This window comes from Ihubacter massiliensis, from assembly GCF_024125305.1.
In the GTDB taxonomy this organism is placed as follows: domain Bacteria; phylum Bacillota; class Clostridia; order Peptostreptococcales; family Anaerovoracaceae; genus Hominibacterium; species Hominibacterium faecale.
In genome coordinates this window covers 4,263,705-4,282,636 of record NZ_JAMXVH010000001.1, presented here as the reverse complement: position 1 = coordinate 4,282,636, position 18,932 = coordinate 4,263,705, and the positions used below count along the sequence as shown (strand labels likewise).

Here is an 18,932-nt window from a genome sequence, read left to right as displayed (position 1 = left end):
ATCCATTTTATTTAAAACAAACTTTTCCAATCAATTCGCTGATCTTTAACTGACCAACGGCCTGATCCCGGCTGTCCAGCACAGCGCTCCTGTTATCACTGAGCACGAATACATTTCCCTTGTCGATGGTAACCTTTTCCATCGTCTCCATATACACCGGATCCGATGCATATCGGTCGAAAAGCTCCCCATTGATATACAAGGCTCCGTCCTCGATTTCAACCTGATCCCCCTCTGTGGCCACCACCCGCCTAATCAAGGTGCTGCCTTCCCCATCTTCACTGTATACACTGCATGGAAAAGCCACCACATCTCCCTGCCGGGGCTGGTCATAGAAATAAGCCAATTTATTGATGATTACATGCTCACCTTTTGTTACGGCAGGTTCCATGGAATTTCCCTGGACAGAGCGTACGGAAAAGGCGCATGTGAGGGCAAGTGCCGCAAGAATTCCCAGAAGCCCTGCTGAAAGAAAGACAATCCATTTTTTATATCCGGTTTTCATTACACATCGTTTTCCTTTATCTTAAAGCGTGAGAGGGTTTCTGCCTGAAACTGCCGGCGGAAACAATCTCCTATGTAGGAATTATGTATGAAAACAGTTTATGTCTAGTAGAGTCCTCCAATTTCATTGAAGGGATACAGTCTGAGGAATGCTTTGCCCATGACTCTGCTTTCATCGACGCAGCCTACTTCTTCGGAGCGGCTGTCAACGCTGACCCGTCTGTTATCACCCATAACGAACAGCTGGCCTTCGGGGACCGTAAAGTTATCCAGTTCACCCATCGTCTCGCCCTCCAGTGTATAATCCTCATGAAGTTCTGTTCCATTGAGGATCACCTTTCCATCGCCAATGGTTATAGTATCTCCCGGCAGGCCGATGATTCGCTTGATCAGCAGCTTTTTATCGCCCTTTTCATTTTCCAGATCCGATCGAAATACAATGATATCTCCCCGTTTTTCATCTCCAAACCGGTAAGCCTGTTTATTAACCAGCAAATAGTTGTTTTCATACAGCGTCGGCTGCATGGAGCTTTCTTTTACAATCGTTGGTTTGATGATCAGCGTAATTGCAATAACGATTACCAGCGCAATTAAAATGTCTCTTATTAAGCCTTTCATAAATGCTAACTCCCTTTAGTTAAGTCCTCCTATTTCATGAAACGGATAGAGCCTCAGGAATACCTTTCCGACGACTTTCTCCTCATTTACACATCCAACTTCCGAAAAACGACTGTCCAAACTGACATCCCGATTATCCCCCAGAACAAATAGAGCATTATCGGGAACCAGATAGTCGCTCAGTTCTCCCTGGGTCTGGTCTTGCTGCGTGTATTTCTCCTGCAGCTGGGTTCCATTGACAGCAACGCTGCCATCTTTAATCGTAATCGAGTCTCCCGGAAGGCCAATGATCCGCTTGACTAACAACTTCTTTTTCCCCTTTTCATCCAGCAGGTCGGATTTAAAAACGATAATATCGCCCCGCTGCTCGTCTCCAAAGGTATAGGCCTGTCTGCTGACTAAGAGAAAATTGTGATCCTGCATGGTCGGTTCCATGGAACTGCCGCTGACAATTGTCGGTTTGACAAACACCAATACGGCTATTACAATAACGGCCGCCAGTACCAAATCTTTTATCCATTCCCGCATCAATCAATGCCTCCAAAGGTGGAGAAGGGCCAGATTGAAACCTTTACATTTCCCTTTATATCTCTCATATTGACCGTACCCAGCTTCTTATTTCTGCTGTCCATATCTGCCTGGCTGCGATTGTCGGAAAGAAGAAATACATCATCCTCACTGACCGTGACTTTCAGGCTGCCGTCGGCACCGGCGATTCCGCTGTCAGTCACATATGCTTTACCGTTTCTATAAACGTTTCCATCTTTAATTTCAACCGTATCTCCGGGCAAACCTACTACTCTGCTTATAATATTATCTTCATAGACTTCTGGTGCCAGGGTTTTATCTAATATAACGACCTGCCCCAGATCAGGCTGCCCACGCTTGGCGGAATATGACGTCTTGGTAATGATTAAAACTTGCCCGTCCTTGATTGTCGGTTCCATAGCAGTTCCTTCATTGATTTCAGGGGCGACGAACATGGTCAGGACGAAAGCTAAAACGCCGGCAACGATATACGGCCGGTATTTGCGCCTCCACGAAACCTGATCCTGATACTGACTGTTCTGTGACATCGAAACTCTCCTCAACTCTATCTTAATCAAATATTTCCTTTTTTATTCTTTCGAAAGCTGGCGGCAGCTGCGCCTGCACTTCCTTGCCCTGCATATATTCCAGCGGCGGCTCGACTTTTCTGAACGCAAGCGTCTGCGCATGCAGAAGCTGGGTATTCAGTCCGAATCGTTTTCTGACTTTATCATTGACTCTTCGGTCGCCATATTTCATGTCTCCGATGATCGGGAAGCCGGCCTGCTCTAAATGGGCCCGAATTTGATGCGTTCTTCCGGTAATCAGTTCCACCTCTACCAGTGTAAAACCGCCTTTTGTCCGAATCGGCCGGGCGACAGTCTGCATCAGTTTGCCCCGCTGGTCATCCTTTGGCAGCACTTTTACCAGGTTGTTGGTTTCATCCTTTTCCATTCGATCCGCCAGCACTAGAGGGCTGTCCATGTTTCCGGCCACAATGGTCAAATACTGCTTGCTGATTTGGCCCCGCTCCCGGATCATTTTATTCAAAACCTGAAGGGAGTCGCTGTTCTTGCCGAACAGCACCAGCCCTGTCGTATTCCGGTCCAGACGATTCACCGGCGATGGGACGAAGGTCCGTTCCCGGCCCGGATTGTATTCACCCTTTTGCTGCAGATATCCGCACACCTGGTTTGCCAGCGTGTTTTTCTTCTCTGAAGCATCGCCGTGGGTCAAAAGCCCAAAGGGTTTTTCCACAATGATTAGATTTTCGTCTTCATAGGCAATGCCAAACTGCCTTTTGGCCTGGTTAGTCTTTTTCGGCTTTAAGTATTGGTCGATCTGCTCCTGGCTCATGTACAGGCTCAGTTCATCGCCTTCTTCCAGCATGGTATCGATTTTGGCTCGTTTTCCATTGACCTTCAAATCCTTGCGGATCAGCTTGTAGATGTGGCTCAAAGGAGCATTTTTCAGATATTTTTTTAAAAAGCGATCCAGCCGCTGGCTGCTTTCGTTTTTTGTTATTGTTATTTTCACCATGGGATTTATTATACAACAAACGGCTGCTAAAATATATATAAATATCCAATATGTGAAGAAAATTTCATAATTTTGCGTTTGAGAAATAGGTCGAAATATGGTAATCTAGGAAGGAGGTATTTTGTGAAGGAGATTGTCCTATGAATCGAATAAAAGACTTTTTTTATGATAAAAATGATATTGTTGTTGCTTTGATCATATTGGCTGCCGCAGCCTTTATTATATATGTACGGATTGGAAACATCATGGCTTATCCGCAGACATTGGTGGATGCAGCCTCTCAGCCCAGCTCCGCAGCGGAGGCATCATCCGAATCATCGGCGACTGAAACAACTGTTCCGGCCACAACTGCGCCAACAGATGCAACGACTGTGCCGACCGAAGCCACAACTGCTCCGGAGGCTACTGCTCCAACAGAAGCCACAACTGTGCCTTCTGCGGCGCTGACAAAGTCTATTACGGTTGCTGGCATTGCAGCGCCGGGGGTTGGTTCCTGACAGGCGGCTAAACAAAAACACCCTTGATTTTTCGTGTAAAACCAGTGTATACGATTAACAATCATAGAACCCGCTTGTAGTAGGTCCTCGTCGCCTTTTGAGGTGTAAGTTCCGCCAAGGGGTTCTATTTTTATGTCTGCATTTTTCCATTTTTATAAAACGCTTAATCGGGGCAAAGATGTCCCGATATTGATTTTCCGCTAAACTTCTGATACATTATTAAAAAAGCCTCCGGCGGACAAGTATGAGTTGTCTGGCATTGCTTGAGATAACGCTTGATACCGGGGACTTTTTTTATTGACTTAGTCATCACTTATTAAAATTCTCTTGCATTCTGAACTGCTATGAAATTCTTTTAGAAATGTTGATCGAATGCTGCGGCTGCTTTTCTGTTTTGATTTTTTTGTAAATTCCGTGCATACTATTAACAGTAATAGAACCCTCTTCCTAATAGGTCCATATCTCTTTTTTGAGGATAGGTTCCGTGAAGGGGTTCTATTTTGTTGGTTTTCTGTAGAGAAAAAGGTTTATGCCTGATCAGGCCGCCCCCATCTGAGCCAGTTAAGTAGTTCAAACGGGGCAGGCGCCAATTTCCAGAAAACTTCTGCAAAATTTCACGTTTTTTACGCAGAGTTTTAGGTTTGCGGCTCCTCTTCCTTGAAAAAATGAGGACCTGACTGCTGACAAGCTAGTTGATGAGGGGCCGATCGTTGAAAAATGCGTAAATTTCAAAATAATTTTCAAGTTTTTTCCGGACATTAACTACAAAAAGGACCCGCATTGGAAGGTAACGAGGTAGGATTTTGTCCTACAGTCGGGGTGTCCCCCGCGTTAGTATCCAGCGGCTCCTTTTTGATAATGTTAAAATTTTCAATTCACGATCAGAAACAGATTCGGCAGCGCTTATTTAAAAGACAGCCGACTCAACGTTTACGACTCCAGCACCTCGATAATCTTTTGTAATCGGGCTTTTTGCTGCCCGTTCATCGTAGCAGCCAGAGCCTTCAGTGTCTGCATCTGTTTGGCATACGTCTTTTTATCCCTTTTAATCACCATTTTGATTTTTTTGATCTCCCGCAGAATCTCATCATCGCTCTTTCCCATATATTCCTTAGCCTTAGCTTCTGCGGACTCCTCCGGCAGCCCCAGCTGCCTTGCCAGATCCATAAGAACTTTATTGTCCATGTTACCCTCCGTTTTTACAAATTTCTACTACCACATATATATGCGCGGATCCTGCACAAAGACATCATAATTCACATAATATATTAAAGTTTATAGAATATGGAGGTTACATAGATGAATCCTTTAGCTTTATTATTACTGGCCGCGGCGGCAGGAGGCGGCCGTATACCTGGTATGTCCGGCATGTCCGGCGGCGGTGCTCCCATCAAACTGGATCATGTTCTTGACCAGCTGCATGGGGCGGTGAATACGCTGGAAAAAGTCAACCAGCTGAGCCGTATGGGCAGCAGTCTGTCCGGATCAGCTTCTCTTCCAGCACCGGCCTCGGCCCACATTCCCCTTCCCGCTGAATCCATAGAAGAACAGGAGCCTGGCCCGCAGCCCGCTGCACCGTCCCTGCCCAATATCGATCTGCAGAGTGCAATGCAAACGCTGGGTCCGATTCTATCCATGCTGGGCAATGGCCAAAATTCCAAATAGCTCAATAAAACAGTAGGTTTTTTCCTCCATTCGGTGTATAATAATGATACTATCATTATGAAATTAGGAGGATCGATATGGCGTTAGTAACCACAAAAGAAATGTTCGCGAAGGCATTAAAAAACGATTATGCAGTTGGTGCTTTCAATGTAAATAATATGGAAATCATCCAGGGAATCGTAGAAGCCGCAAAGGAAGAAAAGACTTCTCTGATCCTGCAGGTTTCCGCAGGCGCACGCAAATACGCCAAGCCTGTATATCTGGTGAAGCTGGTTGAAGCTGCGATTTTAGACACGGATTTGGATATTGCTCTGCATCTGGATCATGGAGAAGATTTTGACATTTGCAAAAAATGCGTTGACGATGGATTCACATCGGTTATGATCGACGGTTCCAAACATCCCTTTGAAGAGAATATTCGGCTGACAAAAGAGGTCGTTGAATATGCCCATAGCAAAGGCGTGGTCGTAGAAGCCGAGCTGGGAAAACTGGCCGGAATTGAAGATAACATCAACGTTGATGCACGTTCCGCAACCTTTACGGTTCCCGAAGAAGCCGCTGAGTTCGTAGAAAAGACGGGAGTCGATTCGTTGGCCGTTGCCATCGGCACCAGCCACGGAGCATACAAATTCAAAGGCGAGCCATATCTGGATTTTGAAAGACTGAAAAAAATCCATTCTCTGATCCCAGATACACCGCTGGTTCTCCACGGAGCATCCACCGTTCTGCCGGAGTTCGTTAAAAAATGCAATGACTACGGCGGCGACATTCCGGGAGCACAGGGCGTTCCTGAAGATATGATTAAAGAGGCGGCAAAGCATGGTGTGTGCAAAGTCAACATTGACACAGATCTTAGACTTGCTATGACTGCTGAAATTCGCAAGCATCTGGCCGAGCATCCGGCTGATTTTGACCCGAGAAAGTATCTTGGCCCTGCCAGAGACGCAATCAAAGGAATGGTACAGCACAAGATCAAAAACGTACTCAACGCATCCAATATTAAATAATCCACACATTAAAAAGGGGCCGGTGCACAAGCTAGAGAATCAAACTAGCTGGGCGCGGCCCCTTTTTCGTTTCTACAACCGGTTAAACTCCTCAATCAAATGATTTTTCATCTCCCACAGTTCCTTGGAAAGATCCACGTAATAGGGCTGCGGGTTTTCAAAGCGGAGCGTTTCGTCCCAGAGGGCTGCTGCCTGCTGGCTGCAATACGCTTTAATTTCCTCGATGGACGGGCTCTCGTAGACGCACTCGCCCTTGTCAAACACCTGCACCCGCAGATTTTTGGCATAAAAATTGTTCAGCTTTTTCCGCTTCCAGATGGCCTGGGGATCGAAGATCACATAGTCTTCCCCTCCCGGAGCCGGCTCGCCGTCCAGGGTAATCACATCTGCGATGGTCTTGTCCGTTTCTTTGTCAAAGAGGCGATAAACGGTCTTAAATCCCGGATTTGTAATCTTTTCCACGTTTTCGCTGATCTTGATCTTGGGGATCATCACTCCGTCCTTTTCCAGAGCCGACAGCTTATAGACGCCGCCGAAAACCGGTTCGGACTTGGAGGTAATCAGCCTTTCACCGACGCCGAAAGAATCGATGCAGGCTCCTTCCACAATGACATCCTGAATGATATATTCATCGAGAGAATTGGAAACTACAATCTTGCAGTCCTGGTGCCCCGCTTCATCCAGCATCTTCCTCGCCCGTTTGGTCAGATACGCCACATCGCCGCTGTCGATGCGGATCCCCTTATTCTCAGGCTTCATCTCGTCGAAAACCCGAATTGCCGCCGGTACGCCAGATTTTAGCACATTGTAAGTATCCACAAGCAAGGTGCAGTTATCCGGGTAAATTTCCGCATATTTACGGAACGCCTCGTACTCGCTGGGATACATCTGCACCCAGCTGTGAGCCATGGTCCCCAGAGCCGCTACTCCATAGTCCCGGTCTGCGATTGCGCAGGCCGTTCCAGCACATCCGCCGATATAAGCGGCCCGCGCTCCATAAATCGCCGCAGAAGCACCGTGTGCCCGCCTGGTCCCGAATTCCATGACCGGCCTGCCGCCTGCTGCTCGCACAATACGGTTGGCCTTTGTGGCAATCAGACTCTGGTGGTTGATCAGCAAAAGGATCATCGTTTCCACGAACTGGGACTGAATGACCGGCCCCCGCACTGTGATCAGCGGTTCCCCTGGAAAGATGGGCGTTCCCTCCGGAATCGCCCACACATCGCATACAAAGCGAAACTCTTTCAAATACTTTAAAAAACGATCGCTGAAAATATGCTTTTCTTCCAAAAAGGCAATATCTTCATCAGTAAAATGCAAATTATTCAAATAGTCTATGACCTGCTCCAACCCGGCCATGATGGCATAACCGCCTCCATCGGGTATTTGTCTGAAAAACATATCGAAATAGGCGATATCATCTGCCATATCCGACTCAAAATAACCGTTAGCCATGGTTATTTCGTAAAAGTCGGTGAGCATAGTCAGGTTCAGTTTCTCAATCATCAGGATAATTCCTCCATTTTTCCTTTCTCTTTGATTACGACACAAGCTGCTGCGATGACGATAATTCCGCCCGCGATCTGCAATCCTGAGATGGATTCACTTAAAAGGATCCATCCAAAGAAGGTGCTGGTGATGGGCAGGAAGTTGGAAAACAGTGCCGTGGAAGTAGGTCCCAGCACATGGAGCGACCTGACCGTAATCATAAAACCCAGCCCGGCGTTTACCAGGCCGAGATATATTATACCACCGATTATGGTCGGTGTAAAAGCCTCAAATGGCGGCATCGTATGAATCGCATAGGGCAGGACCAAAAGCGTCGTACAGATCAGCTGGGTGCAAGTGAGCGTTACGCTGCTGTAGCGGTCATGGAGAGATGCGGTCAGGAAGTTATACGCATTCCATGAAAACACTGCGCCGAAGGCCAGCAGATAGCCGATGATCCTCCCCTGAAACAGGAGCTCAAAATCCACGCCGATGATCAGCACCACACCAAAGATGCACACAGCAATTCCAATAACCATTGCTTTTGTTACCTTGCGTTTGAACAAAACCTTTTCAATGATAATCGAAAGCGCCGGCACAAAGGCCAGTACAATGGACACCAGCGAAACAGGGATGTAATCCATAGCCGTATATTCGCAATAAAAATAAATGATCTCTCCGCAAATGGAACATAAAATGAAGAGCGGGATATCCTTTTTTCGTATCACACTTTTTCGCTCCGTCTTTAATTTGATCGAAAGTACCAGGAGCAGCCCAATGGAGTACTTCAAAAACAACAAGGTGAGCGGTTCCAAAATCTGCAGCGCATGCTTTGCCACTACATAATCGAATCCCCAGGCGACAACTAAAAACGTCATCAGCATATAGGTCAGACTGCGTTCCTTTTTCTCCCGCTTCAAGCCTTCTTCGGCATAGTCCGTCGTTTTTTTATCTTCTGCTTTATCTTGTGTACACAAATTTTCACCTACTTTAATACAGTTACCGTTACAATGGCGTTCGATACTTATTTTACATCGAAAAGTTGCAAATTGTAAACCCCTGTATTGCAATTCCTTAATTGCCCTTTGTTTCCAAAGGATGCAGGCGGTGCAGACGAGAAACAGCGGCCGCAAATGCGGCCGCCGCTTCCCCTGAAAATGTTATAAGGTAAAGATTGAACTTGGCTGCTATTTTAACGTAACCTGCCATTCATACGGATAGCCGGTTGCCTTGAGGATTTCAAGATAGCGCTGAGGATCCAGCTGTTCAGCAAAGATCACGCCACGCTCTGCGCCCTCTGCGATCTGTTTTGCTCCGCATACGGCCGGAAGCGCCACATTGACCAGCGTGGTACCGAACAAATCATAGATCGGCTGGCATGGGGTCGTCATCTGCGGACAGTTAATCAGGCTGGTCACTGGTTTTCCATTCTTCTCGCCCTGCACTTCCGCCTGCATGGACATGAATACATGCTTGTCGGTGTAGTCAAATTTTGCCGGTTCTTCTGTCAGGAAGGCATTGCCGGCCTTGGGCAGAACCGCCGCGCACACATCGATGGGCTTGATCTTAGTCCCTTTCACATCGATCTCTTCATTGGAAGCCAGGCCCAGGCTCACCAGAGCCGCAGGATGATAGCAAACATAATATTTAAAGTCGCAATACTTCAGGCCCTTGCCAATGGTCAGAGGCAGAGAATAAGGTTCCTCGTGGGAATGATGGGATACCAGCTTCTTTCCCACCGGCTCTTCAAAAGGCCATTCCTCGATACCCGCGTAGGGTTCCACATATCCGTATTTTCCCTGATCGAAACAGATGGCGTTGTCGGCGCAGTCTTTGAGAGCCTGAATCGGCGCCCATCCCGGATTCCAGGGAACGATAATGTCATCGTATTCACCGCCGCCGGTCTTAGCTTTTCCAAGGCGTATCTTAATGCTGTCAACCCGATCCATGTTGTCGGTCTGCTCACGAATCAGCACATTGATAAATCCCGGCGCCATACCGCATCCCAGGAGCGCGGTCAGCCCGGCCGCTTCAAAGTCCTTGCATAAAGTCAGCTCTTCTCTGGTTTTTCCCTCTGCGATTTCCTCCCAGAACGGAGTATCAAAGGCTGAATTCACATAATGAGCCTTTGCGGTAAGGGCGCCTTTCATGACATAGGTCGCCATCCAAGGCATTACGAAATCCATTACCACATCCACGCCATCGGCCAGTTTGGCTACTTCGCTGGATTTGGTGGCATCCACTGCCGCGATTTTAATCTTGGGACTGCCGATTTTGTCCGCTACTTTCTGAGCCACGGACAGGTCCAGATCCGCAAGACGAATCTCTTCCACTGTATCATCTCTGGATAAAATTGATGCGCAAGGGCCTCCCTGGCCGCCTGCTCCTACAATTAAAACTTTCATAGCCCTTCTCCTTTCTCTTACATCGGTTTATCTGCCCTGGTCAACCAGCTCTTTCTTCATGGCTTCATCCCAGTTATCGCTTCCCAGCAATTCTTTTTTGGTTACTCTCACATACATTTCCCGTTTAGCCGCTTCTTCAAAGAACGGTACAGGAGGAATGCACAGTTCCGGTGCCAGAGCGCCTTTTGCTGTGATGACGCCTTTTCTCAAGAGTTCGGTAGCCCATGCTGCCGCGCCGCCGATATATACCTGAGCGCCCATCAGCTCCGGCCACTCTTTTACCGGTCTGCAGATCATATCCAGCTCATACTGAACTTTCTTGCCGTCCTTTGTTCCAACAGCGACCGTCTTGATCACATCGCAGTCATTGATTTCAGCATTGGGATCGTCCGGCTGGAGTTCCATGAGTTTTTTCAGAATCTTAACCGGTTTGATGTCGTGGCCTTCAAAGTTGACGGTTTCCTGCTTGCTGAATCCCAGTCCGTGGAGGAACTTGAGGGTATTGAGAACTTCGTCGCTGAAGCCCAGCTTATATCTGCAGTTTTTCAGTCCCTTATCCTTGAAGGATTCGGGAATAGTTCCCTGTTCGGAGTGCATCAGATAATAGGCGTACTGCTCGCCGATGGGTTTTGGATACTGAACCATAACGCCGCCGCTTCTCGGTTCTACTTCCACATATTCGCCGTCGATATACTGGATCGGCTTCATGTGGAATTCATCCATGATGGTCTCGATGGAATATGTAACTTCGAAGGTTTTTTCGCTCTTGCCCCAATCGTCGCATCCGCAGAAGAAGTCGATGGTTTCCACCGTATCCAGCTGATCCGCCGCCCAGGCCGCGCATACGTTGGTCACGCCGGGAGTTCCGCCGATGCCGATGATTGCCAGAAGGCCGGCATCCTTGAATTGCTGATCATATTTCACCTGTTTCACCGTTTCCACATAAAGGCCGCCGATGTCGATATAGTCTCTCTTCGCTTCCAGGCAAGCCTCCATGATCGCGCAGTTATAATAGTAATTGACGATATTGATACATACATCATGAGCCTTAATCAGTTCCACTAAGGCAGGTTTATCATTTACGTCGCAGAACACCGGATCGACCCTGTGGCCATATTTGGAATTGCACAAATCGGCAACTTTTTTTGCCTGCTCCAGATCAAAGTCTCCCAGGGTGATCTTTTCAATATTTTTGTTCCACGCCAGATCCAGCGTTGTAGCGATACCCTGCAGTCCTGCTCCTAATACGAGTGCTTTCATTTTTAAATCCTCCTTCATCTTCATAAAAACTTATTTACAATGCGAATCCGCATATGATAAATCCAATCAATGCCAATATGGCGGAAAGAAGCGCATATGGGAATTGGGTAAATGCGTGTTCCAGGTTTTCGATGCCGCAGGTCTGGGAAGTCAGAACCGTAGCATCCGAGTAGAAGCACGCATGGCTTCCGAAGGTTCCTCCAGAAACGATGGCGCCGAATACGACCAGCGGATTGGCGCCTCCCGCCAAAGCCAGCGGAATAAGAATGGGAACCGTGAGAGCCGGGATTCCCCAGTTGCTGCCTGTAACGAAGGACAAGCCTGCCACTACGATAAAGGTAATCGCCGGGAACAGCGCCCCGTTCATGTACGGCAGTACTGCGTTGATTACAAAGTCCGGCAGTCCGATTCCATCCATGGACAGCTTGACAGTCAGTGCTCCGATGGTGATGAACATCATCGGCACCATGGATGCGAATCCGGAGGCGAATGCTTCGCAGAATTCTCCGAATGGAACGGCCTTCGTCGGCAGGTACATCACTGCCATAACCACTAAGGCCGAAGCCAGCCCGATCAAAAGGTCATCCGTATAAAGGGTCACGGCAATTACCACTGCCAGCGGGATGATGAAGAAAAGGATATGCCCTTTTTCATCCTCATCCGTAATCCCTTTTTCCTCCATCAGCTTATCGAATTCGGTGATTCCCTGATTGTATTTGTCGCTCTGCTCCGAATAAACTCTTCCCGTTTCCTGAACCCGTTTATATGCCTTCTTCATGCCGAAAAGCTTGGGAACCACGCCCAAGATGACAAGCGGTACCACGATCACGGCCATCCAGCCGTATAAAATAAACGGGATCGATGAAATGTAAATATCCATTCCGCTGCCATATGAGGCCATTCCCGCCTCGTCTCCCACTACGCCGGCGTAGAACACGGCCCATGTGGAGAGTGGAATCAGAACGCAGACCGGAGCTCCTGTCGAATCGATTACATATGCCAGCATCTCTCTGGGAGTCTTTTGTCTGTCACAGGTCTCCCGAAGGGATGTGGATACGGTCAGGATATTTAAGTAATCATCCATAAAAACAATAATTCCCAGGATCCACCCGATGATTAACGTCTTTTTTTCTGTGTTGGCGAACTTTCTTACAAATCTCCCAAAACCAAAGGAGCCCTTGGACCTCTGCAGAAGGAAGGTATATCCTCCCAAAAGCCCGAAAACGAGGACCATCCATATGTTTTCAGCAGCTGTTGTGGAAAAGCCGTCCAGCGTCGCACCTAAAACGCCCCATTTGTCTGTCATGAAAAAGCCGATGACCGCACCGATCAAAAGTGCTTCAAAGGTTCTTTTCGTCACTAGCGCAAAGACGATAATGACAATGGGAGGAATCAAGGTTAATATTCCAAAATTATCCATTGCTTTTTCCTCACACCTTTCTTGTTTCTTCAAACAATAACGTCCGTTCATTCTTGCGATATACAGGCCCGTTTAGGTATATCGCAAGAACTGATGTGCACACCCCTATATAGAGCAAGAACAATGCCAAAGCCCTCAAATAGCTGCAATCGTTGAAATACAGCCGTTTTCGCAATTTTCTAAAAAACCGGTCAACTTCTGAAAGTTGTCTTTTAACAACCGTTTTTTGCTGTGATTTTTGTACTAATTTGCTTCAATTCTGCCAAATGATGTAAATGGAACGGTTACAGTGACTCTTTTTTCTAAAAAACGTTGCCTTTCCGCAACTAAAATCGTTGTCTGCATGCAACCGGCTTCTTGTAAAAAACAGATCCAATCGAAAAAATTGGATCTGTTTTTAAAAATTTATTTTTGGGCAATCTTATATTTTTTTAATTTTCGGCTGATGGTCGATTTATTGACTCGCAATTTTCTCGCCACTTCTGCGGCTGTGGCGTACTTCTCAAGATAGCTCAGCAGCAGCTCCCGTTCGTATTCGCCCATCAGTTCTTCCAGGGAAAGTTTTTCCTCAATCATACAGCTGCTCCTGGACCGATCGCTGGCAAAGAGCAGATTTTTCACTTGCCTGGAAGTAATCTGCTCACCGTCAAAGCTGACGATCAGCCGTTCGATCATGTTTCTCAGCTCACGAATATTACCGTGCCAGGGAGCATGCATCAGTTCTGCCATTGCTTCCACAGAAACCTGTTTTTTCGTATGGTATTCCTCACAGAACAGATTGACAAAATGCTCGGTAAGTGCGCAAATATCCTCTTTCCTCTCTCTCAAGGGCGGCACGTCGATGGGAACCACGTTGAGCCGGTAGTACAGATCTTCCCGGAAGGTTCCCTCCTCCACCGCCTGTTTCAAATTAACATTGGTCGCCGCGATGATCCGCACATTAACACTGATGGTCTGCTTGCCTCCCAGCCTGCGGATCTCCTTTTCCTGCAGAACCCGCAGCAGCTTGGCCTGCAGACGCATGGGGATCTCTGCAATTTCATCCAAAAACAGAGTCCCCTCCTGAGCCATCTCAAAGATTCCGATTTTGCCCTTTGTGTCCGCGCCTGTAAAAGCGCCCTTCTCATAGCCGAACAGCTCTGATTCCAGGAGGTTTTCAGGAATGGCCGCGCAGTTGATCTTAATAAACGGTTTTTCCGTGCGGTTGCTTTTGTTAAAGATGTAATCTGCGATCACCTCTTTGCCCACACCGGACTCGCCGCAGATGAGAACCGTGGCATCCAGCTGGGCGACCCGTTCTACGGCATGGATGATTTCTTTCATCTTTGGACTTTCAGCGATAATATCCGGGCTTTTTCCGTTGCTCTTTGCCCGTAGATATTCCAGCTCTTTTTTTTGTTTTTCCGAAAGCTCCTTGCTCTCCGCCAGCAAGCTTTCCAGGACTCTGGTCTCTGTAATATCCCGCTCTGTGCATACCACCAGCCGAATCTGACCGTCCTTGTAATAGGGCACGGCTGTCAGATAGATGCTGCTCCCGTCGCCCAAGCTCTGTATCATGCGATACTCATCCTTGGTTTCCAGGGCTTTAAGTACAGAAGACTCATCCACATATCCCTGTTCCAACAGTTCCTGCATGTTCTTTCCGAGAATTTCATCCAGCTCCAATCCGCCCGTGCGTTCCGATTCTTTGTTGACCATCAGCACATTTCCCTGACCGTCCGTGATGAACACGCCCACCTTGATCGTATTCATAATATTGAGGATCTCATCGTAATATTTGGTCAGTAGTTCTTCTTCATTTAGTCTGTCCATACCCGCCTCCTGTCTAAAATCGAATTATCCGCCGTATACCGTTTCTCCGCCTACCACTGTCATCAAAACTTTCATATTGAACATTTTTTCCCTGTCCAGGGCACAATCGAAAGGATTTCCCGCAAGCACCGTCAGGTCGGCCAGCATGCCGGGATAGAGGATTCCTGTCTCCGTTTCCCTTCCGGCCGCGTAAGCGGATCCTGCCGTATAGGCTTTCAGGCTCTGATGAACACTCAGCCTTTCATCCGGTGAAAATCCGTCTTTTGGCTCACCCTCGTCAGTCAGCCTGGTCACCGCCCGATAGATACCCCGCAGCGGATTCAGCTCCGTTACCGGGTAGTCGGTTCCGAAAGCCAGCACCGCGCCCTGCTCCGCCAGTGAGCGGAAGGGCCAGGAATATCGCATTCGCTTCTCTCCGATCATCCGGTGGAAGGGATGGTGGTCAAAATCATATTTGGGCAGATGGTCCGGCTGTACGGATGGGATCACATTAAGCTGTCCGAACCGTCCGATATCGTCCGGCGAAATGGATTCAATGTGCTCGATACAGTGTCGCAGGTCCTTGTCCTTACACGTTTCCTTTGCATAGGCAAAGGCATCCAGCCCCAGTCTGACCGCTGCGTCGCCGCAGGCATGGAGCCTGACTTTAATGTTATTGGCCGCCATCAGCGCCACGCGCGTCTTCAGCACCTCCGGCTCAATCATCGGCTTGCTGCGAAAATCAGGCATATCGGTATAAGGCTCCAGCATAAAGCCTGTGTGGCCCATGGGGGTTCCGTCGAGGAAGTCCTTGACGCCGATAAACCGGAGCAGATCGGACGTGTATTCGGCGCGTGCTTCCAGAATGTCGCTGAGATTTTCCATGAGCGAGATGCAGAAATTAATCCGTACCTTGAGCCGCCCCTGGTCCTTGAGCAGCTTGTAAGCCCGGTCCCCCCGGATCCCATATAAGGGCAAGTCCCCAACGGATGTTATTCCATATGTATTCGCTTTCTCCGCAAAAGATTCCGCATAATCGGCCATTTCTTCCACGCTCATTTTCCCAAGGATGTCTTTGAGCATGGGAATCACAGCCGCTTCATGGACATAGCCGGTGGGCCGGCCGCTCTCATCGCGGAAAAAACTTCCGTTTTCCGGATCCGGCGTCTCTTTGGTGATGTTGAATCTTCGCAGAGCCTCGCTGTTGGCCCAGGCTCCGTGGCATTCCTTATTCAGCAAGAATACCGGCGTGTCTTTAAAATATTGGTCCAAGCTTTCTCTGGAGGGAAGCTTGCTTCCCGGCCAGCGGAAATTATCCCAGGCGCCGCCTAAAATCCAAGTTTTGGACCTGCGGTCCTTATTCTTCTCCCAGAGCATCTTTGCCGCTTCTTCTTCCGATCCGGCATAGCGCAGAATTCCGTCCCGCTCCATGAGGGCGCCGGACAGCAGGTGAACGTGAAAATCGTGAAAACCCGGCATGACAAAAGCATCGTCCATGGCGAGGATCCTTGTCTGAGGATCCAAAAGCGGCTCCGCGTCCGCCGCAGGTCCCGCAAACAGGATCTTACCATCCTCCCATATGACATAGCCGTCTGTCAATTCTGCTGTCAGGCCCGTATAAATCCGCTTGCTCCGCAGTGCTGTTCTACTCATTGTCATCCTCCTCCACTTTGAATACGCCGTTTCTTACTTCCCGGATATAGAGGAATGCGGTCACCGGGCCGTAAAGGACCGTTGACAACCCCAGGAAAATGGGCAGAATTTGATCCGATCCGGCCGCTACCAGCGCTCCCAGTACCACAGACGATATCAGCGCGATGGCCGCCCAGATATACGCCAGCCTCGTTTTTCTTTCTTCACTCAGTTCTTTTTTCATGGTTTAACCGCCTTTCCTTATGCAATGGCTTTCTTTTCTTCACCTTTATAGGTGATCTTGGCGACGACGACATAAACGATCATGCTGAACAGGATGCAGGCCAGATTGGTCGGAATACCCCATGGGATTCCCAGCGCGAATTGCCATACCGCATAAGCAATGATGGTCAGCACCAGGCTCCAGAATCCTGCGGCAGCTGTCTTTTTGCGATAGAAAAGTCCGAACATCAAAGGAACGATGAAGGCCGCTACCTGGAATCCTCCGCAATAGTAGTAAGCTTTGGAAATGCCGTCCTGCCAGAAGTAGGTGGCAACGATCATAAAGATACCGATACACCAGATGACGACCCGGGTTCCAAAGACTTCGGCTTTGTCGCTGAGGGAAGGTTTGAAAAAGCCTTTAACAATATCGTGGATAACCACCGCTCCCGCAATGAGATAATCGGCGCTTACCGTAGACATAACCGCAGAGAGCAATGCGGCCACAAAGAGCCCCCTCAGCCCGATGGGCAAGGTGGTGAAAACAACGCCCCAGAAAGCTTCCGACGGCGCTTGTGCCGCTGCTTCCGGGAATGTAATCAGCGCCGCCATGCCGGCGATTACCATTACGGTGCTGAAGAATAATCCGAAGATCATGATGCAAGTATAGGAAACTTTAATGTCTCCGCCTGATTTGGAGGAGCCGAACCTCTGATAGGACTGGGAATTGGCGTACATGGCCAGGGCGCTGATCACCCATCCCAAAATGGCCATAAAATCGTTGCCGCCGGTTATGGTCATAAATTCCGGATTGACCGCCTCTACCTGATCGAACAGACTGCCGAATCCTTGAAAATGAGCGTAAATGCCAAAGCAAAGAACGCCCGCGGCAACCGACATGACAACAAACTGCATCATATCGGTAACAGCCAGACCCCACAGCCCGGACAAAGAGGTGTAAAAAATAATGATTACGCCCAGGATCACGAAAGCGACCCACATGTTCATCCCCGTAACATAGGAAATTACCTGCCCGCCTGCGGTGAGTAAAGCCGCTTCATAAAGAAACGGAGGCAGCATTCCCAGCGCCATTACCAGTTTTGTCCGTTTGTCGTACATGTAAGCCATCAAATCCGGCATTGTGATGACCCAATCGGGGATTTTATTCCGGACAAGAGGGCCGATCCATACGGCCAGCGGCAGTCTGAGGATAGCGGTGGGGATTACATAAATAAAGATAATACAGATTCCCATTGTCGTGCCGCATTCGGCCAGGCCGACTATGGTCCAGGAATCATACCAGCTGGCAGCGCCCACACCTACCAGCACCGGAATCGTCAGCCTCCTGGATGCGACAAAGAAGCTTTTCATATTCTTGCTGGCTCTCTTGCGCATGACCAGTCCCACTAAAATAATAACTGCGAAATATGCGACGATAATCATCCAGTCCAGTGTCGACCAGATCTCTGCAAAATTAATCATAAAACTTCCGCCTTTCTTTTCACACAAATAACGAAAACTGCTTTCTGTCAGTTCCTCAGCGGTCCTTTTAAAAATTGTTGTCTACCCGATATTTCAGGCCCAGAACGTGTTCGCTCTCCACAGCGAACTCATCCAGGTACGCATACCTGAAATTGGTGTTTTTTCCTTTGTACAGCACTTCGATCTCCACTGCGGGGCGGAAAAAAGGCTGTTCCTTCTTTAGGTACAGCTGCGCCTCCGTGCCGTAAAACTTTTTCATGACTCGAAATTGGAGGTAATCTTCCGCCTTTGCTTTCACTTCGCAAAGGGAGTGGCTGCTCTTGAGCATTTTCCGCTGTTCTTGATTCAGCCTGCCTTTTTTCAGCGGCAGCGCACCGCTCTCAAACAGATCGTACTGGAATGGGTGCATTTCGTTCAGATCGAACACCAAGCCAACGGTGCCCGTTTTCATCAGTCCTTTTTGTTTGAACATAATTTTTCGTTCTACGGAAAAATCATATTCCAAATAGCAATAGGGCACCCAGACGTCGGACATGCTTTTCACTTCGAATTTCACCATGGGTCTGCCGAAAAAGCTTCCCCTCAGCAGCTTTAATTTGCTTTCAACCGCCTCGTTCCTGCTATGTACAATCTGGGTAAAAAATTGTACGTCTCCCGCTGTTTGCAAGCAGTCCGCAGGTTCCGCCCGGGCTGCTTTCCCGAGCCTTTTTACAATAGTCTTTTCTTGCAGCATCTCGATCACTCCTTTCTGCATCACATGGAAACAACTTATAGCTTCTATATAGTGCAAATCTCATACCAAGGGCAAAAAAAGAAAACCCGTTGAAATTTCAACGGGTTTAGCAACCTCTTGTTTTTTCTAATTTTTTCCTTT

The 18,932-nt window shown here is 48.3% G+C and carries 19 protein-coding genes; 3 read left to right on the top strand and 16 right to left on the bottom strand.

The window, feature by feature from the left end:
• Positions 1–7: 7 nt before the first annotated feature.
• The 5 genes from lepB (NIA71_RS19580) to NIA71_RS19560 all read right to left on the bottom strand — a co-directional run bounded on the left by lepB (NIA71_RS19580) (position 8) and on the right by NIA71_RS19560 (position 3,189).
• A complete protein-coding gene (gene lepB / locus NIA71_RS19580; protein WP_148397790.1) occupies positions 8–505 on the bottom strand; it encodes a signal peptidase I in 498 nt (165 codons plus the stop codon).
• 104 nt (positions 506–609) lie between these two features.
• Positions 610–1,122, bottom strand: a complete 513-nt coding sequence (lepB, locus tag NIA71_RS19575) for a signal peptidase I (protein WP_148397788.1) — start codon at positions 1,120–1,122, stop codon at positions 610–612.
• Between the two features lie 15 nt (positions 1,123–1,137).
• Positions 1,138–1,650, bottom strand: coding sequence for a signal peptidase I (lepB, locus tag NIA71_RS19570; RefSeq protein WP_148397786.1), 513 nt, complete (start codon positions 1,648–1,650; stop codon positions 1,138–1,140).
• Positions 1,650–2,198, bottom strand: coding sequence for a signal peptidase I (gene lepB, locus NIA71_RS19565; RefSeq protein ID WP_148397784.1), 549 nt, complete (start codon positions 2,196–2,198; stop codon positions 1,650–1,652). The genes lepB (NIA71_RS19570) and lepB (NIA71_RS19565) overlap by 1 nt, the downstream gene beginning before the upstream one ends.
• Positions 2,199–2,220: 22 nt before the next feature.
• Positions 2,221–3,189 (bottom strand): RluA family pseudouridine synthase, encoded by a 969-nt coding sequence (locus tag NIA71_RS19560; protein ID WP_148397783.1) that lies wholly within the window; start codon positions 3,187–3,189, stop codon positions 2,221–2,223.
• Positions 3,190–3,329: 140 nt separating this feature from the next.
• Between NIA71_RS19560 and NIA71_RS19555 the strand changes: the two genes are divergently transcribed.
• Entirely contained in the window at positions 3,330–3,686 is a 357-nt protein-coding gene (locus NIA71_RS19555) for a hypothetical protein (RefSeq protein WP_148397782.1), read from the top strand.
• Positions 3,687–4,616: 930 nt separating this feature from the next.
• Here NIA71_RS19555 and NIA71_RS19550 read toward each other — a convergent pair.
• Positions 4,617–4,871 carry a hypothetical protein gene (locus tag NIA71_RS19550; protein WP_148397780.1) on the bottom strand — a complete coding sequence of 85 codons (255 nt, stop codon included), beginning with the start codon at positions 4,869–4,871 and terminating at the stop codon, positions 4,617–4,619.
• A 114-nt stretch (positions 4,872–4,985) separates the two neighbouring features.
• Here NIA71_RS19550 and NIA71_RS19545 point away from each other — a divergent pair, with 114 nt between their 5' ends.
• Positions 4,986–5,351: a hypothetical protein gene (locus tag NIA71_RS19545; protein ID WP_148397778.1), complete on the top strand. Its 366-nt coding sequence runs from the start codon at positions 4,986–4,988 to the stop codon at positions 5,349–5,351.
• Positions 5,352–5,428: 77 nt separating this feature from the next.
• On the top strand, positions 5,429–6,358 hold the full coding sequence (fba, locus tag NIA71_RS19540; RefSeq protein WP_148397776.1) for a class II fructose-1,6-bisphosphate aldolase: 930 nt from the start codon (positions 5,429–5,431) through the stop codon (positions 6,356–6,358).
• Between the two features lie 72 nt (positions 6,359–6,430).
• Here fba and NIA71_RS19535 read toward each other — a convergent pair whose 3' ends face one another.
• From NIA71_RS19535 to NIA71_RS19490, 10 genes are all read right to left on the bottom strand, one after another.
• Positions 6,431–7,864, bottom strand: coding sequence for a nicotinate phosphoribosyltransferase (locus NIA71_RS19535; RefSeq protein ID WP_148397774.1), 1,434 nt, complete (start codon positions 7,862–7,864; stop codon positions 6,431–6,433).
• A complete protein-coding gene (locus NIA71_RS19530) occupies positions 7,864–8,823 on the bottom strand; it encodes a DMT family transporter (protein ID WP_148397772.1) in 960 nt (319 codons plus the stop codon). The genes NIA71_RS19535 and NIA71_RS19530 overlap by 1 nt, the downstream gene beginning before the upstream one ends.
• A 210-nt stretch (positions 8,824–9,033) precedes the next feature.
• Positions 9,034–10,251, bottom strand: coding sequence for a saccharopine dehydrogenase family protein (locus NIA71_RS19525; protein ID WP_253021244.1), 1,218 nt, complete (start codon positions 10,249–10,251; stop codon positions 9,034–9,036).
• Between the two features lie 27 nt (positions 10,252–10,278).
• Complete coding sequence (locus NIA71_RS19520; RefSeq protein ID WP_253021243.1) at positions 10,279–11,511, bottom strand: saccharopine dehydrogenase family protein; 1,233 nt, start codon at positions 11,509–11,511, stop codon at positions 10,279–10,281.
• Between the two features lie 34 nt (positions 11,512–11,545).
• The gene (locus NIA71_RS19515) at positions 11,546–12,931 is read right to left on the bottom strand and encodes a Na+/H+ antiporter NhaC family protein (RefSeq protein WP_227754645.1); all 1,386 of its coding nucleotides are present in this window, start codon (positions 12,929–12,931) and stop codon (positions 11,546–11,548) included.
• Between the two features lie 405 nt (positions 12,932–13,336).
• Entirely contained in the window at positions 13,337–14,743 is a 1,407-nt protein-coding gene (locus NIA71_RS19510; RefSeq protein WP_148397766.1) for a sigma-54 interaction domain-containing protein, read from the bottom strand.
• Between the two features lie 24 nt (positions 14,744–14,767).
• Positions 14,768–16,375, bottom strand: coding sequence for an amidohydrolase (locus NIA71_RS19505; protein ID WP_227754646.1), 1,608 nt, complete (start codon positions 16,373–16,375; stop codon positions 14,768–14,770).
• Positions 16,368–16,598 (bottom strand): hypothetical protein, encoded by a 231-nt coding sequence (locus NIA71_RS19500; RefSeq protein WP_148397764.1) that lies wholly within the window; start codon positions 16,596–16,598, stop codon positions 16,368–16,370. Before NIA71_RS19500 ends, NIA71_RS19505 begins: the two co-directional genes overlap by 8 nt.
• 17 nt (positions 16,599–16,615) lie before the next feature.
• The gene (locus NIA71_RS19495; protein WP_148397763.1) at positions 16,616–18,058 is read right to left on the bottom strand and encodes a sodium:solute symporter family protein; all 1,443 of its coding nucleotides are present in this window, start codon (positions 18,056–18,058) and stop codon (positions 16,616–16,618) included.
• 67 nt (positions 18,059–18,125) lie between these two features.
• Complete coding sequence (locus NIA71_RS19490; protein ID WP_148397762.1) at positions 18,126–18,791, bottom strand: hypothetical protein; 666 nt, start codon at positions 18,789–18,791, stop codon at positions 18,126–18,128.
• Positions 18,792–18,932: the final 141 nt, after the last annotated feature.